The sequence below is a fragment of the Micromonospora sp. MW-13 genome, assembly GCF_003434305.1.
Lineage (GTDB): Bacteria > Actinomycetota > Actinomycetes > Mycobacteriales > Micromonosporaceae > Micromonospora.
On the sequence record NZ_QKKX01000047.1, the window covers coordinates 78936 to 92695 of the forward strand.

Sequence of the window (13760 nt, forward strand, 5' to 3'; positions counted from 1 at the left end):
GGGCGTCGTGGCAAATGAACAACACTAGATGGTGTGTCGGGCGTGTCGCACACCTCATGTCACGCTCCGCACTCCAGGCGCTATCCTCCGTGCCGGCGACGAGAGTCCCGACCCTGCCGCCGGCCACACCGGTTCCTCCGGCACCGTCGCACCGAGCTGCTGAGCCCGCACCGATCCGCATCCGGGGAGAACCCGGACACGGATCGGCAGCCCGGCCAGCCCACGGCACCTCGGGGTCAGGGCGAGGGCGCCGGGCCGAGGGCGAGCAGCACCGGCCCGGCCGGCCCGTCGACGAGGTCGCCCAGGCTCACCCGGTCGAGGACGGCGAGGAACGCCTCCTGCGCCTGGCGCAGCTCCACCCGCAGCCGGCAGGCCGCCCGCAGCGGGCAGGCCGGCGCCTCGCAGTCGACCACCTCGCCGTCCCCCTCGAACGCCCGGACCACCTGCCCGACGGTGTACGCCGTAGCCTCCGCGGCGAACGTCACTCCACCGGAGCGCCCCCGGATGGTCACCAGCACCCCGAGGTGCTGCAACCGCTGCACCACCTTGGCGACGTGGTTGCGGGGCAGCGCCAACCGCTCGGCCAGCTCGTCCACCGTCGTCCGCCGGCCCGAGGCGGCGGTGAGCATGGCGATCCGCAGCGCCATGTCGGTGGACCGGTTGAGCTTCACGTTCCGACCCTAGCCCGGGTGTACGCCCCGCACTACGGCCGGCGGAGCGCCGGTGTGACCCTCGCGACCCGCGATCCGGGACCTTCGACCCTAAAGAGGTATCCGCGATACCTGTTTTGGTGGGCGCACCCGAAAGGGGCGACCGAGAAGGAGAACATCGTGCTCAACCAGCCTTCAGCAGCGGTGGTATCGGCAACCCTGCCCGCCGTACGGGCGCACGGCGAGGCCATCACGCGCCGGTTCTACCAGCGGATGTTCGACGCGCATCCCGAGCTGCTCGACCTGTTCAACCGGGGCAACCAGGCGAGCGGCGCGCAGCAGGCCGCCCTGGCCGCCGCCGTGGTCGCATACGCCGAGCACCTGACCGGCCGGAGCGCCATGCCCTGGGGGCCGGTCCTGGACCGGATCGCGCACAAGCACGCCTCGCTGGGCATCACCCCGAACCAGTACACCATCGTGGGCCGGCACCTGCTCGCCGCCGTCGGGGAGGTGCTCGGCGACGCGGTCACCCCGCAGGTCGCCGCCGCCTGGGACGAGGTCTACTGGCTGCTGGCCTGCGAGCTGGTCGCCCGGGAGGCCCGGCTCTACGCGGGCGCCGGGCTGGCCGAGGGCGAGTCGGTCTGGCGCCCCTGGCGGGTGACCGCCCGCCGGCAGGAGACCACCGACGTGGTCTCGTTCACCCTGACGCCGGACGACGGGGGAGCGGTGCCCGCCTTCGTCCCCGGTCAGTACACCTCGGTCGCGGTCGACCTCGACGGCGGTCGCGGCCAGCAGATCCGCCAGTACAGCCTCGCCGGCCGCCCCGGCGCCGACCACTGGCGGATCGCCGTCAAGCGGGTACGCGGCGCCGACGGGGTCCCCGACGGCCTGGTCTCCACCCACCTGCACGAGCACGTGGCGGTCGGTGACCCGCTGCGACTCAGCCCACCCTTCGGCGAGGTCAGCGCCGTCGCCGGGGACGGGCCGCTGCTGCTGGTCAGCGCCGGCATCGGGCTGACCCCGGCGATGGCCGCGCTGGAGCACCTGGCGGTCGCCACGCCGCGGCGCCCGGTGGTGATGGTGCACGCCGACCGGGCCGGCGCGGCGCACGCCCTGCGCGGTGACCTGCCGCGCCTGCACGCCGCGCTGCCCAACCTGCACACCACGCTGTGGTACGAGGACACCACCGACGCCACGCTGCCCGGCGTCCCCGCCGAGGTGACCGGTGGCCGGGTCGACCCCGAGCTGATCCCGCTCTCCCTCGACGCCCACGTGCACCTGTGCGGGCCGTTGCCGTTCATGAACACCGTCCGGGGTGGCCTGTTGCGCCGGGGCGTACCGGTGGAGCGGATCGCCTACGAGGTGTTCGGGCCCGGCATGCTGCGTGGCGAGCCGAACTGACCCGGGCCCGCCCCGGCGGGCCGCCGACCCGCCGGGGCTGGTCCCACCCGTCCCCCCAACACGGGACTTGCTCGCCTGCGGGTGGGGTAGGCCCCACCAGCGATTGGGCGGCAAGCGGGATCGTTTCGGTCCGCGGAAATTCCTAGCGTCGGTGCCATACCGAGTTGGGAGGGCCGGATGGACCGGGACAGGGTGGTGGACGGCCTGCGCGCGCTGGCGATCCTCGGAGTCGTCTGCGGGCACTGGCTGGTCGGGGCGCTGGTCGCCGACCCGGCCGGCGCGCTGCGGATCGACAGCCCCATGCGCTATCTGCCGTGGCTGCACCCGGCGACCTGGGTGCTGCAACTGCTCGGTCTCTTCTTCCTGGTCGGCGGCTACTCGTGCGCCCGCAGCCTGGACCGGGCCGGGCGACGTGGCCAGTCGGACCGGGAGTGGGTGGGCGTCCGGCTCCGCAGGTTGGCCACGCCGGTACTCGTCGGGGGCGGCATCGTGGCCGTACTGCTGGGGCTCGCCCGGATCGGCGGGGTGCCCGGCGGCACGCTGCGTACCTGGTTGGTGCTCTTCTTCCAGCCGCTGTGGTTCATCGCCGTCTACGCGGTGATCACCACTCTCACGCCGTACCTGATGCGGCTGGACCGGCGGTACGGCACCCGCGCGGCCCTGGCCGGCGTGGGCGCGGTCGCCCTGGTGGACCTGGTGCGGTACGGCCCCGGTCGGGATCTCGTGCCCGACTGGTTCGGGTACCTGACCACGCTGCCCGCCTGGGGATTCGCCTACCTGCTCGGCATCGCCTGGGCGCGCGGCCGGCTCGGCCGACGCGCGGCCTGGTCGATGCTGGCCGGCGGCCTCGCCCTGTTCGCGTTCCTCCTGCTGGTGGCGCGCTACCCGGTCAGCATCGTCAGCGTTCCGGGCAGCGACCGGTCGAACTCCAACCCGCCGTCGCTGCTGGTGCCGGCGCTGGCCCTCATCCAGATCGGCGCCGCGCTGCAACTGCGGGACCGGTTCGAGCGGCTGCTGCGCCGTCCCGGCCCGTGGGCGGTCGTCACCGCGCTCAACGTGAGCGCGATGAGCATCTTCTGCTGGCACCACACCGCACTTGTCGTGGTGGCCGAGGCCACCCGCCGGGTGGGCGTACTGCCCGGGATGGGGGACGCGCCGACGGGCGCGAACTGGGTGCTGGCCCGGCTCGGCTGGTTCCCGGTGTTGGCCGCCACGCTGGCCGTGCTGGTTCTCGCGGTCCGCCGGTTCGAGCAGCCCACCGGACGGCGGCTGCCGGCCGGTGTCAGGGGTGCAGCGGGCGTAGCGGGCGGTCAGCGTCCGGCAGGCGCGCGACGAGTTCCGGCGGCTCGGTGACGTCGAGGTCGAGGTCGAGGTCGAGGTCGAGGTCGAGGTCGAGGTCGAGGTCGAGGTCGAGGGTAGGACGCTAGACGGTCGGCACCACCATCGGAGTGCCGGTCGCCGGGTTCGACATCACGATGCTCGGCAGGCCGAAGACCTCCTGCATGAGGGCCGCGTCCACCACGTCGGCCGGTGCCCCCTGCGCGACAACCCGGCCGTCCTTCATCGCGACGATGTGATCGGCGAAGCGGCAGGCCTGGTTGATGTCGTGCAGGACCGCGACGATCGAGCGGCCCTCGTCGCGCAGCCGGGCGAAGAGCGCCAGCAACTCGTACTGGTGGGTGATGTCGAGGAACGTGGTGGGCTCGTCGAGCAGCAGGTACTGCGTCTCCTGCGCCAGCACCATCGCGATCCAGACCCGTTGCCGTTGCCCTCCGGACAACTCCTCGACGGGCCGCTCGGCCAGGTCCGTGACGCCGGCCACCGCCATGGCCGACCGGACGGCCTCCTCGTCGGCGGCCGATCCGGTGGCGAGCAGGGACTGGTGCGGGTAACGGCCCCGGGCGACGAGCCGCCGGACGACGATGTTCTCCGGAGCGACCAGGCCCTGGGGCAGGAACCCCACCTGTCGCGCGAACCTCTTCGGGCGGTGGCCGGCCACGTCCCGGCCGTCGAGGCGGACGGTGCCCGACGACGGCGTGAGCAGTCGGACGAACGCCTTGAGCAACGTCGACTTCCCACACGCGTTGGGCCCCACGATGGCCGTGAACGCGCCGTCCGGGACGGCCAGGCTCACCCGCGTCGACACCACCCGCTCGCCGTAGCCGAGCGTGACGTCCTCCGCGGTCAGGCGACTGGTCACCGTCGTTTCACCTCCATGCCGAGCAGCCAGATGAGATAGCAGCCGCCGATCGCCGTGGTGACCACACCGACGGGCAGCGCGACCGGCGCCAGCAGCAGCTGCGCGACGAGGTCGGCGGCCAGCAGCAGCACCGCGCCGGTCAGCGCCGCCGGCACCAGGGGCACGCCGGCGGCCCGGGCGAGCCGCCGGCCGATCTGGGGCGCGGCGAGGGCGATGAACACGACCGGCCCGGCGACCGCGGTCACCGTCGCGGTGCAGCCCACGCCGGCCAGGACCATCAGCAGCCGGAGCCGGCCCAGGTGTACGCCGGTGGTGCGGGCGACCTCGTCGCCCAGCGCCGCCTGGTGCATGGCGTGGGAGATCACGACGAGCAGCAGCACGAGCAGGCCGATGATGGCGAACGGGAGCCGCACCTCGGCCCAGTCGACGCCGTTGAGCGAGCCGGCGTTCCACCCGGTCGCGGCGAGCGCCACGTCGATCTCGGCCCGCAGCACGATCCAGGAGTTGAGCGCGGTCAGCATCGCGTTCACGGCGATCCCGATGACGACCAGCCGGAGGCCGCTGAGCCCGGAGTCCAGTGACAGCAGGTAGATGACCGCGGCGGCCAGCAGCCCGCCCGCCACCGAGCCCGCCGCGAGCTGCCCGGCGGTGCCGTTGAGCACCGTGATCGCCACCAGCGCACCGGTGTAGGCGCCCGCGTCGAGGCCGATGACGTCGGGGCTGCCCAGCGCGTTGCGGGTCAGGTTCTGGAAGACCGCTCCGGCGAGCCCCAGGGAGGCGCCGAAGACCAGCGCGGCGGCCACCCTCGGCAGCCGCCACTCCCTGATCACGAAGGCCGACTCGCCGCCCCGGACCAGGGCCGTGAACACCTCCGCCGGGGTGGCCCAGTCCTGCCCGTGACAGAGGGCCAGCAGGGCGAGGGCCGCCGCGACCGCGACGAGCCCCGACGACACGACGGCGGTGCGTCGTTCGACCTCGACCTCGACCGGCCCCGCCCGCAGCGTCACCGTGCTCACAGCGCCGCCGCACCGTAGCGACGGACGGCCCAGATCAGCACCGGCCCGCCCAGGAACGCCGTGACGATCGACACCGGGACCTCGCCCGTGGGCAGCAGGACCCGCGAGCCGACGTCGGCGACGAGCAGCAGGACCGGCCCGAGCAGCATCGAGTACGCCATGATCCACGGAATCGAGTCGACCGCCAGCCGCCGCGCCAGGTGCGGAACCATCAGGCCGACGAACGCGATCGGCCCGGCAACGGCGGTGGCGACGCCGGTGAGCAGGGTGACGAGCACCAGGACGGCGACCCGGATCCGCGGCACGTGGGCGCCGAGCGCGTGGGCGACGTTCTCGCCGAGGGCCAGCGCGTTCAGCGGTCCCGTCGCGGCCATCGCGGCGACCAGGGCGGCCACGGTCACCAGCACGGGCACCACCAACGGCGTCTGCTCGCTGCCGGCCAGCGCCCCCACCGACCAGAACCGGTACCGGTCGAAGACGTCGGGGAAGGTCAGCCGCAGGCCGAGCGAGACGCCCATCAGGACCCAGCTCAGTGCGACGCCGGCGAGGACCAGCCGCAGCGGCGAGGCCCGCCCGACGGCGTAGACCACGACCGCGGCGAGGGCGGAGCCGGCCACCGCGAGCACGAGCTGCCCGGACTGCGACCCGGCGACGCCCGCCAGGACACCCAGGTTGATGGCGAAACCGGCCCCGGCGGTCACCCCGAGGATGCCGGGCTCGGCCAGCGGGTTGCGGGTCAGCGACTGGATCAGCACCCCGGCCGCGCCGAGGGCGGCGCCGACACAGACGCCGAGGATCGTGCGGGGCAGCCGGATGTCGCGTACGACGAGGTGGTCGGCGGTGCCCGCGAAGTCGGTGAGCGCCCGCCAGACCTCGGCCACCGCGACGGCGCGGGCGCCCACGACCAGGCTCGCGCCTGCCGCGACGACGAGCAGCGCGACGGACACGAGCAGGAGGGTCGCCCGTCGGGACAGGTCAGTCTTCAAGCCCGGCGATCCCGCGTTTCCAGTACCCGGTGATCAGCGAGTCGAGGCCGTCCCGGCTCCAGGCGCGCAGCGGCCTGATGTCGGTCGCCTCGCCGGCCGCGAAGAGGAAGGCCCGCCCCGCCGGCAGGCGCAGCGACCGCACCTCCTCCGCGAGCGTCGAGCCCGTGCTCTCGCGCACCAGCCAGGTCACCGTCACCCCGTCGCGCGACGCCAGCGGGTAGCCCCGTTCGGCGGCGTCGTCGACCTCGACCACGACGTGGGCCGACACGTCGGCGGGGGAGTGGTCCAGCCACCGGCCGACGGCTGGCAGGGCGGTGCTGTCGACGGCGAAGACGTAGTGGTCGTAGTGGTGCGGGAACGCCTTCGCCCCGGGCGGGCCGGCGATCGTCACCTCGTCGCCCACCGCCGCCGAGGTCGCCCAGGTCGAGGCGACGCCGCCGTCGTGCAGCACGAAGTCCAGGTCGAGCTCGTGGCCGGCGGCGTCGTACCGGCGAACCGTGTACTTGCGGGTGGTGGGCAGCGGCCGTGGCCAGTCGAGCATCCCCTGCCCGTTCGGAACGGGGTCGCGGCGGGTGCCGTCCGGATCGGGAAAGACGATCTTGACATGGTCGTCGGCCTGGTAGGTGTGGAAGCCGGCGAGGGCCGGGCCGGCGAGGGTCAGCCGCAGTATGCGCGGGGTCAGCTGCTGCCGGGCGACGACCCGGATGCTCCGTACCCCGATCGGGTAGCCGATCCGGGCCGTGCCGCTGCCCGCGCGGTGGTGGGCGGCGACCCGCGTGGCCGGATCGTGACGGTCGACGGTCATCGGGCGAGCAGCGGCGCGAACGCCCTGTCGACGGAGTCGAGGGTCTTGAGGGCCGACTCGTACGTCGCCGCCTCCGTGTACTGCAGCGGGAACATCCGGCCGGCCCTGACCGCGGGCAGGTTCTTCCACAGCGCGGAGTCGAGCACCTGCTTCACCGCCTCGGCGGGGGTGCCGTCGGGCTGGAGGGTGTACGTGATGGCGTCGGCCTCGCCGAGGCTCTCCGGCAGTTCCTCGATCGCGGGGTACTCGGTCACGTCGAGCCCGCCGCCGCCCTTCTTCTTGACCTCGCCGTAGTAGGTCACGCCCACGTCCTGGGCGATGTTGGTGCCCCACGACCTGGCGAACTCGCGGTGGAACGTGCCCTTGGAGATGTCGCCGTAGGAGCCCAGGTGCCCGAACTTCAGGCTGGCGAGCGCGGCGCCGTACTTGGCCCTCAGCTCCCCCGCCCTCTTCTCGTACGCGTTCTTGGCCGTCTCGAAGTGCTCGGTGCGACCGGCGGCGTCGGACTGGCGGCGGGACAGCTCGCGCCAGGCGTCGGGAACCGTGGGGCCGATCGCGACGACGGGCGCGATGCTCTCGAGCCGCTTCATGTCGATGTCGCCGAGGACCGGCTTCGGCACGCCGATCACGATGAGGTCCGGCTTGGCTGCGGCGATGGCCTCGTAGTTGGTCTCGGCGGCAGCCTCGCCCGCGACCTTGGGCAGCCGGTCGTAGGTGGCGCGGTCCTGCTCGGTCATCATCGCCAGGCCGCGCTTCCAGGTCGAGATCCCCACCAGGGCGGCGTCCGCCTCGATGAGGACCGGTACCGCATAGCCGGTGGCGACCACGCGCTCGGGGGCGGCGGGGATCTTGATCTCGCCGTTGTCGGCGGAGAAGACGCGGGTGCCGGAGCCGCCGTCGGACTTGGTGGCGGGTTCGGAACCGCCGGATCCGCAACCGGTCACCACGGCGAGTGCCAGGGCGGCGGCGACGGCCGGACGCCAGTGTTGTCGTACGGACATTGACTGTTCCTTCGAAGGGCTTCAGGAGGGGGCAACCCCGCTGGGCTGCAAACTTAGGTTAGCCTTGCTTTTGTTTTCGGGATGTCGGCGAGAGGTCAACCCATGTCGGGTAGAGGTCAGAGCGTGACTGTCGCGGACCCGCTCGCGGCGGATCCCGTCAGCTGTGAGGAGTTCGGCTACGGCCTCGGCAGGCCCGACGGCATCCTCGTCCTGAGATACCGCTCGGCGGCCCCCATGGCGTTCGGTGAGAACCGGCAGGATTTCCTGCACCAGCTCTACTGGTCGCCTGACGGCATCCTCTCCGCCCGCCACGGCCGGCGCACCGCCTTCATCGGCTCGGACGAGGTCTTCTGGGTCCACCGAGGGGTGACCCACGAGGTGCACGCGGCGGACCGGCAGACCGTCTACCGGATCTGCCTGCGCGAGGTGCCCGCCGCCCTCGACGGCCTCCGTGCCGGTGCCGCCCACATCGCCGTCGAAGCGGCGGAACTCGTCCTGGCGCTGGCCGACCGGGAGTACGACGAGCGCGGCGCGGCCGAGGCCCGCAGCCGGATCATGACCGGGCTCGGCCCCCGTTCCCAGCCGGCCGACGACCGGCAGGCCGGTGGCCCCGGCGTCGCGGTGACGGTCGCCATGGCGCTGGCCAACGACCCCGGCGACCCCACCCGCCTCGACGAGTGGGCCGAGCGGCTGCACGTCAGCGTCAAGACGCTGCAACGCGACTTCGACCGCGAGTTCGGCATGTCGTACTCGCAATGGCGGACCAGGCTGCGGCTGCGCGCGTCGCTGACGCTGCTACCTACCCGACCAGTCGGCGAGGTCGCCCGTCGCATCGGGTACGCCAGTCCGTCCGCCTTCATCTCCGCCTTCGTCCGGGAGTACGGCTGCACGCCCGGCCGCGCCGCAGCGATGATCCACGCCGGAGACGGTGCTGGCAAGCCGCTGCTGTTGTCCCGTTTCCACTGATAGCGGGAACCTGAGCCGTCGACATCGGCAGCGGGCCGGGGTCTCCGCTCGTTGTCCGCCCGCTTCCGCGCCCCGCGCCGGACCACCGCGGGGCGCGTAGCGGGTGTCGGTGCGGCGGCCGGAGGGCTGGGAGTGGACGTCACCGCCCCAGATCTGTACGCGATGGTCAACGCGGTGGCGTGGGTCAGGCTGCCAGGGCAAGTGCCATCGCGCCGGGCGTGTACGGAGTGATGTCGATCCTGGTGACGAGTCCGGTGTTGACCCGGAAGCGGATGAGCGCGTACGCGTGTCCACCCGGTGCGATGACCGCTCCGGGGTGACCGCCGATGAGAACTGGAACTGCGGCAGCGATGCGATCGACGAATGTCTTCGTCTCTTGTGCGATTGCCGCAGCTCCCCGGACTTCGGTTCGGGCGCCAGTCGGGAGCAGGCGAATGTCAGCAGCGCGGACGGCGTCGGGAGCCATCAGGGTGACGAGTCGTGCGATGTCACCACCCTTTGCAGCTGCGAGGAAGGCCTCGACGATCTCGGTCGATTCTGTGCGGTGGTCGGGTTCGACAGGTTGAGCGCCGCGGAGCTTCGCCCGGGCACGGCTGGCCAGCTTCTTCGCCGAGGCCGGGTTCGTGTCGAGCACGACAGCGACCTGCGCGAACGGGACAGCGAACAGATCGTGCAGGACGTACGCCACTCGCTGTTTGGGTGAGAGTTCGGCGAGCAGCACGAGCAGCGCCCTGGAAACCTCCTCGCGGCGGAGGAACGCCTCGTCGGCGCTGATCTGTTCGCTGGGGATGTCATCGGCGAGCAGGGGGAGTTCGCCCCGTCGCTTGCGGGCCCGAAGAAGGTCCAGACACAAGCGTGCGGTCACCGTGGTGAACCAGCCCTCCAGATTCGTGACGCCGGTCGCGTCCGATGCCTGCACCCGAGTCCAGGCGGTCTGGACGGCGTCCTCGGCGTCGTGATGCGAGCCCACGACCCGGTGGGCCAGCGACATCAGCCGGGGTCGGGCCGCCTCGAAGTGTTCACCGAGTTCCACGGGTGAGGTCACCTTTCAAGCGTGCTCGACGTCAGGAGGTGTGAGAGAGACCAGATGCCTGCCGAGCGTATCCCGTTGAGGAGACAGACATGAGCGTACAGATCGTCCGATTCAGCACCGGTGCAGAGAAGATTGGGGAAGTCGAAGACGGCATTAAGCGCCTGTTCGCCGCTATGGAGGAGGCGGCGCCGACGGGCATCGACTACACCGCGTTGCGGGTGGGGGACGGCGCGGAGTTCCTGCTGATCCTGGAGCTCGCCGACGCGGACACCAATCCGCTCCTGGAGATCCAAGAGGCCCTCGCTTTCAGGGCCAAGGTCGCTGGGTGGGCGGAAGTGCCTGTAGCCCCGCAGTCGGTGACGGTGTTGGGGCGGTACTCCCGTTGATCGCAGGGGTCGAAGTCGGTCTGTTCATTGCGACTCTCGGCTGCATTCTGGCCAATGCCTTCGAGGTCGCCGCCAAGGCGGTCCAGGCGCAGTTCGTGGTGCAGAACTCGGCAGAGGTGGGCCTGGAACGCAGGTGGATCCCCTACCTCGCGATTCTTGAGGGCCTGGGGGTAGCGGGGCTCGTGGTCGGGCTGCTCGGCTGGCCGGTCGTCGGGCTGGCCGCTGCCGTTGGGCTGGTGGTGTTCTTCGTCGGAGCCGTCCTCGCCCACGTCCGGGCGCAGGTGTTCCACAACATCGCCTTCCCCGTGGTCTTCCTCGGCCTGGCGGTCGCTGCGCTCGGGCATTTCGCATGGTCGGGCAGTTGATCGCCGCGGCGCTTGGGGCCTGCGTTGATGCTGAGTCGTTCGGTGCCCCGCCGGGTTCACGCACCGGCAGGTTCGTTGTCGCCCGGCTTGACGGAACGAGGATGACGGATGCGGGCCACGCCTTCTACGAGTTCTCAGACGCGCTGCTCTTTCCCGGCTACTTCGGCTGGAACTGGAACGCGTTGTCCGACTGTCTCTGTGATCTGACCTGGTTGCCCGCGGACGGGTATCTGATCGTGGTCGAGGACGCGCCCTGGTTGCTGTCGAGCAGTGCCGAGGAGCAGCACACACTGTTCCAGATCCTGTCCCGGGCCGTTCACCACTGGGCGAACCCACTCGGCCGGCCAGCCGGCAAGGGCGTCCCGTTCAAGGTGTTGCTGCTGTGCGACCGCGACGATGAGGCGGCGCTGCTGCGGCAGGAGATCGCCCGGGCAGTCCGCTGATCCTGGTCTTCGAACGGACGGTGCGGCTGGCCTTGGGGAAGGTCCGCCGTCGGGTCAGGCGCGGGCGGCTGGTTCGGTGGGCGTGGTGGTGGCGCTGTCCCCCGGTCCACCGTTGGCTGGCTCGGCCTGCGCTTCGTCGCCGGCGCGGCTGGGAGCCACCGCCCGCAGCCGGCGGACGTCTCGACTGGCCAGCATGCCGAGGACGGCGAGCACCACCAGCGCGGCGAGGAGCAGCAGCGTGTCGCGGGTGCCGATCACCGCGGCGAGTGGTCCGACCGCCACCTGGCCGAGTGGGATGGCGACCCAGGATCCCAACATGTCGTAGGAGTAGACGCGGGCCAGCCGGTCGGCCGGGATGTGCTGTGCGATCGACGTGTCCCAGGCCACCGCGAACTGTTCGACGGCGACGCCGACCGCTAGTGCGGACGCCACCAGCACGACGATGGTGGGCGCCAGGGCCAGCCCCACCAGCAGGAACGACTCGGCGAACATGCAGGCCACCCCGAGCAGCAGCAGCCGGCGCACCCGGATCCGCAGGGCGATCAATCCGCCCGCCACCATTCCGGCGGTTTGTGCGGCCAGGACCACGCCCCAGGCGCTACGGCCGATCGTCTCGTCGGCGACGGTCGGGCCGAGCACGTTCACGCCGCCGGCGAGGGCCGCGTTGAGGATCATGAAGCCGAGTACCACGGCCCAGACCCAGGTGCGAGCGGTGAACTCGGTCCAGCCCACCTGGAGGTCGGCGATGATGCCCGTGCGGGCGCTCTTCGCCTGCGGGGCAGTGATCCGGACTCCGGTGAACGCCAAAGCCGCGACAGCGAAGGTGAGCGCGTCGACGGCGAGGCCCCAGCCGGGCCCGACGGCGGCCACGAGGAGGCCGCCGAGCGCGGCGCCGCCGATCATGCCCGCGTTTATGCCGAGCCGGATGAGCGCGTTGGCCTGCTGGATCAGCTCCGGCGGCACGGTCTGCGGCGTCGCGGAGGCCGAGGCTGGCTGGGACAGGGCGCTCACGATGCCGTTCGCCGCGCCGAGCGTCAGCAACAGCGGGATCGTCGCCGTTCCGGTGAGCACCAGGGCGGCAACCGCCGCCTGGGTCAGCGCACCCAGCACGTTGGAGCCGACAAGCACCAACCGGCGCGGAATCCGGTCGGCCACCACCCCACCGAAGAGCACGAACAGCACGGTCGCCAGCGATCTGGCGCCGACCACCAGCCCCAGGTCACGCACCGAGCCGGTCAGATCGAGTACGGCGAAGGCGAGCGCGATGGGAGCGACACCGTTGCCCAGCATGTTGACCATTCGGCCAGCAGCCAGGTATCGGAACACGCCATACCGCAGTGGAGCCAGCACCAGCCCTCCAGCTAGGACAGGACAGAATCTACCCGGAGCGGTTCGAGGGCGCCGAGCCGGTTCGGCCCCGGGACGCACTCGTGGCTGAGGTGTCCGAGCCCAGAGGGTCGAACTCGGCGGTGACCCACCCACAGGTGGTGCAGGGGACACCTGTAACGATCGGCTTCAACTGCGCTTCGATCGAGCCATTTTCTTGACAGCAGAAAAGGCGGTGCGGCGCTACGACCACGGCTGGCCGTCCACGGCCACGGCACATTCGGAGGGCGTGGGGCCGAATAGTTTGTGCGATGGACGGTTGGGTCCCCTGCCAGTGGTCCGTCGACGCCACCCGGCCCGGCGACAACACCCCCCGGATCATCAACGACAGGGGGACGAGCCATACCGGACCGGGCGACGGAGGCTCATCGGCTGGGGCGGTTTACCGCCACATTGACCAGGGGATCTGCCGTTTTGTCCGGATCAGCCGCAGTGGACGCGATCGTAGCCGGTGGCCCCGCCCCCGCCGGACGTGTCGAAGCTGCCACTGATGTCGATGCAGCTGTTCGGGGCGTAGACGTAGAGCGGCCCCGCGTACTTGGTGAAGTTCTGGCCCGGCTTGTCGCCGTCGGTCTGCCAGGTGCCGCCGCTCTTGCGGGCCGCGACGACGATGTCCCAGGCGCTGCTGATCACGCTGTCGTTCGTGCGGGCGATGACGCAGTTGTAGCCGTTCGAGCTGTTGTAGTAGACGTCGATGTAGCCCCCGGACTGGCCCCTCCACGAGATGGGCCATGATTTCAGGAACCCGTAGGAGCTGCCACAGTAGTTCGTCCGGGGAATGGCGTTGGCCGGACCGGCCGATAGTCCCACCAGGCCACTGGTGGTCAGCGCGAGAGTACCGAGCACGGCGGCGGTGCGGGTGCGGAGGGTGCCGGCAGGGGTGCGGCGGAAGATCGACATGAACGGTCCTTCCTTGGTTCCGGTTGGCAGCACCGAGACAACCACCTGTCCGCCCCCGACGGACAGGTGTCGAAACGGTCACCGTTTCCTCCCCGGACGCGGTCGGGCTGGGAGTGTCAGGTTGATTGCGGATTCAGCCGCACTCCTCTCGGCAATTGATGATGTTCGCGAACCGGCATGTCTCACTCGTCACGACGCCTACCTCCCCAACGTGCCACGCTG

Annotated in this window: 15 protein-coding genes; 6 read left to right on the forward strand and 9 right to left on the reverse strand. The window is 71.3% G+C overall.

Annotation, left to right across the window (positions count from 1 at the left end; all coding sequences use genetic code 11):
• Positions 1-236: 236 nt before the first annotated feature.
• Entirely contained in the window at positions 237-671 is a 435-nt protein-coding gene (locus C5N14_RS22370) for an Rrf2 family transcriptional regulator (protein WP_117670299.1), read from the reverse strand.
• A gap of 159 nt (positions 672-830) precedes the next feature.
• Between C5N14_RS22370 and C5N14_RS22375 the strand changes: the two genes are divergently transcribed.
• Both C5N14_RS22375 and C5N14_RS22380 read left to right on the forward strand, forming a co-directional pair.
• Positions 831-2051 (forward strand): globin domain-containing protein, encoded by a 1221-nt coding sequence (locus C5N14_RS22375; protein ID WP_117670301.1) that lies wholly within the window; start codon positions 831-833, stop codon positions 2049-2051.
• 177 nt (positions 2052-2228) lie between these two features.
• Entirely contained in the window at positions 2229-3404 is a 1176-nt protein-coding gene (locus tag C5N14_RS22380; protein ID WP_117670303.1) for an acyltransferase, read from the forward strand.
• Between the two features lie 70 nt (positions 3405-3474).
• On the opposite strand, the gene C5N14_RS22390 is transcribed toward C5N14_RS22380, so the two are convergent.
• The 5 genes from C5N14_RS22390 to C5N14_RS22410 are packed head-to-tail and all read right to left on the reverse strand — an operon-like array spanning position 3475 to position 8059.
• Positions 3475-4251, reverse strand: a complete 777-nt coding sequence (locus C5N14_RS22390) for an ABC transporter ATP-binding protein (RefSeq protein ID WP_117670305.1) — start codon at positions 4249-4251, stop codon at positions 3475-3477.
• Positions 4248-5267: an iron chelate uptake ABC transporter family permease subunit gene (locus C5N14_RS22395; protein ID WP_117670307.1), complete on the reverse strand. Its 1020-nt coding sequence runs from the start codon at positions 5265-5267 to the stop codon at positions 4248-4250. The genes C5N14_RS22390 and C5N14_RS22395 overlap by 4 nt, the downstream gene beginning before the upstream one ends.
• Positions 5264-6253: an iron ABC transporter permease gene (locus C5N14_RS22400; RefSeq protein WP_117670309.1), complete on the reverse strand. Its 990-nt coding sequence runs from the start codon at positions 6251-6253 to the stop codon at positions 5264-5266. The genes C5N14_RS22395 and C5N14_RS22400 overlap by 4 nt, the downstream gene beginning before the upstream one ends.
• On the reverse strand, positions 6243-7058 hold the full coding sequence (locus tag C5N14_RS22405; protein ID WP_117670311.1) for a siderophore-interacting protein: 816 nt from the start codon (positions 7056-7058) through the stop codon (positions 6243-6245). The genes C5N14_RS22400 and C5N14_RS22405 overlap by 11 nt, the downstream gene beginning before the upstream one ends.
• Positions 7055-8059 carry an ABC transporter substrate-binding protein gene (locus C5N14_RS22410; RefSeq protein WP_117670313.1) on the reverse strand — a complete coding sequence of 335 codons (1005 nt, stop codon included), beginning with the start codon at positions 8057-8059 and terminating at the stop codon, positions 7055-7057. Before C5N14_RS22410 ends, C5N14_RS22405 begins: the two co-directional genes overlap by 4 nt.
• Positions 8060-8182: 123 nt before the next feature.
• On the opposite strand from C5N14_RS22410, the gene C5N14_RS22415 reads away from it, so the two are divergent.
• Entirely contained in the window at positions 8183-9025 is an 843-nt protein-coding gene (locus C5N14_RS22415; RefSeq protein ID WP_207892834.1) for an AraC family transcriptional regulator, read from the forward strand.
• Between the two features lie 184 nt (positions 9026-9209).
• On the opposite strand, the gene C5N14_RS22420 is transcribed toward C5N14_RS22415, so the two are convergent.
• Positions 9210-10058 (reverse strand): sigma-70 family RNA polymerase sigma factor, encoded by an 849-nt coding sequence (locus tag C5N14_RS22420; protein ID WP_117670317.1) that lies wholly within the window; start codon positions 10056-10058, stop codon positions 9210-9212.
• Positions 10059-10147: 89 nt separating this feature from the next.
• Here C5N14_RS22420 and C5N14_RS22425 point away from each other — a divergent pair, with 89 nt between their 5' ends.
• Genes C5N14_RS22425 through C5N14_RS22435 form a run of 3 tightly spaced genes read left to right on the forward strand, consistent with a single transcriptional unit; the run spans position 10148 to position 11252 of the window.
• Complete coding sequence (locus C5N14_RS22425; protein WP_117670319.1) at positions 10148-10444, forward strand: hypothetical protein; 297 nt, start codon at positions 10148-10150, stop codon at positions 10442-10444.
• Positions 10441-10809 (forward strand): DoxX family protein, encoded by a 369-nt coding sequence (locus C5N14_RS22430; protein WP_207892835.1) that lies wholly within the window; start codon positions 10441-10443, stop codon positions 10807-10809. The genes C5N14_RS22425 and C5N14_RS22430 overlap by 4 nt, the downstream gene beginning before the upstream one ends.
• Positions 10794-11252, forward strand: coding sequence for a barstar family protein (locus C5N14_RS22435; RefSeq protein WP_117670321.1), 459 nt, complete (start codon positions 10794-10796; stop codon positions 11250-11252). The genes C5N14_RS22430 and C5N14_RS22435 overlap by 16 nt, the downstream gene beginning before the upstream one ends.
• Positions 11253-11306: 54 nt before the next feature.
• Here the strand turns inward: C5N14_RS22435 and C5N14_RS22440 are convergent, their stop codons facing one another.
• On the reverse strand, positions 11307-12602 hold the full coding sequence (locus C5N14_RS22440) for an MFS transporter (protein WP_117670323.1): 1296 nt from the start codon (positions 12600-12602) through the stop codon (positions 11307-11309).
• A 459-nt stretch (positions 12603-13061) separates the two neighbouring features.
• Complete coding sequence (locus C5N14_RS22445) at positions 13062-13538, reverse strand: spore-associated protein A (protein WP_117670325.1); 477 nt, start codon at positions 13536-13538, stop codon at positions 13062-13064.
• Between the last annotated feature and the right edge of the window lie 222 nt (positions 13539-13760).

Coding starts and splice junctions, on each gene's coding strand:
- C5N14_RS22380 (WP_117670303.1), top strand. CDS start 2,229: ATGGACCGGGACAGGGTGGTGGACGGCCTGCGCGCGCTGGCGATCCTC.
- C5N14_RS22405 (WP_117670311.1), bottom strand. CDS start 7,058: ATGACCGTCGACCGTCACGATCCGGCCACGCGGGTCGCCGCCCACCAC.
- C5N14_RS22410 (WP_117670313.1), bottom strand. CDS start 8,059: ATGTCCGTACGACAACACTGGCGTCCGGCCGTCGCCGCCGCCCTGGCA.
- C5N14_RS22425 (WP_117670319.1), top strand. CDS start 10,148: ATGAGCGTACAGATCGTCCGATTCAGCACCGGTGCAGAGAAGATTGGG.
- C5N14_RS22435 (WP_117670321.1), top strand. CDS start 10,794: ATGGTCGGGCAGTTGATCGCCGCGGCGCTTGGGGCCTGCGTTGATGCT.
- C5N14_RS22445 (WP_117670325.1), bottom strand. CDS start 13,538: ATGTCGATCTTCCGCCGCACCCCTGCCGGCACCCTCCGCACCCGCACC.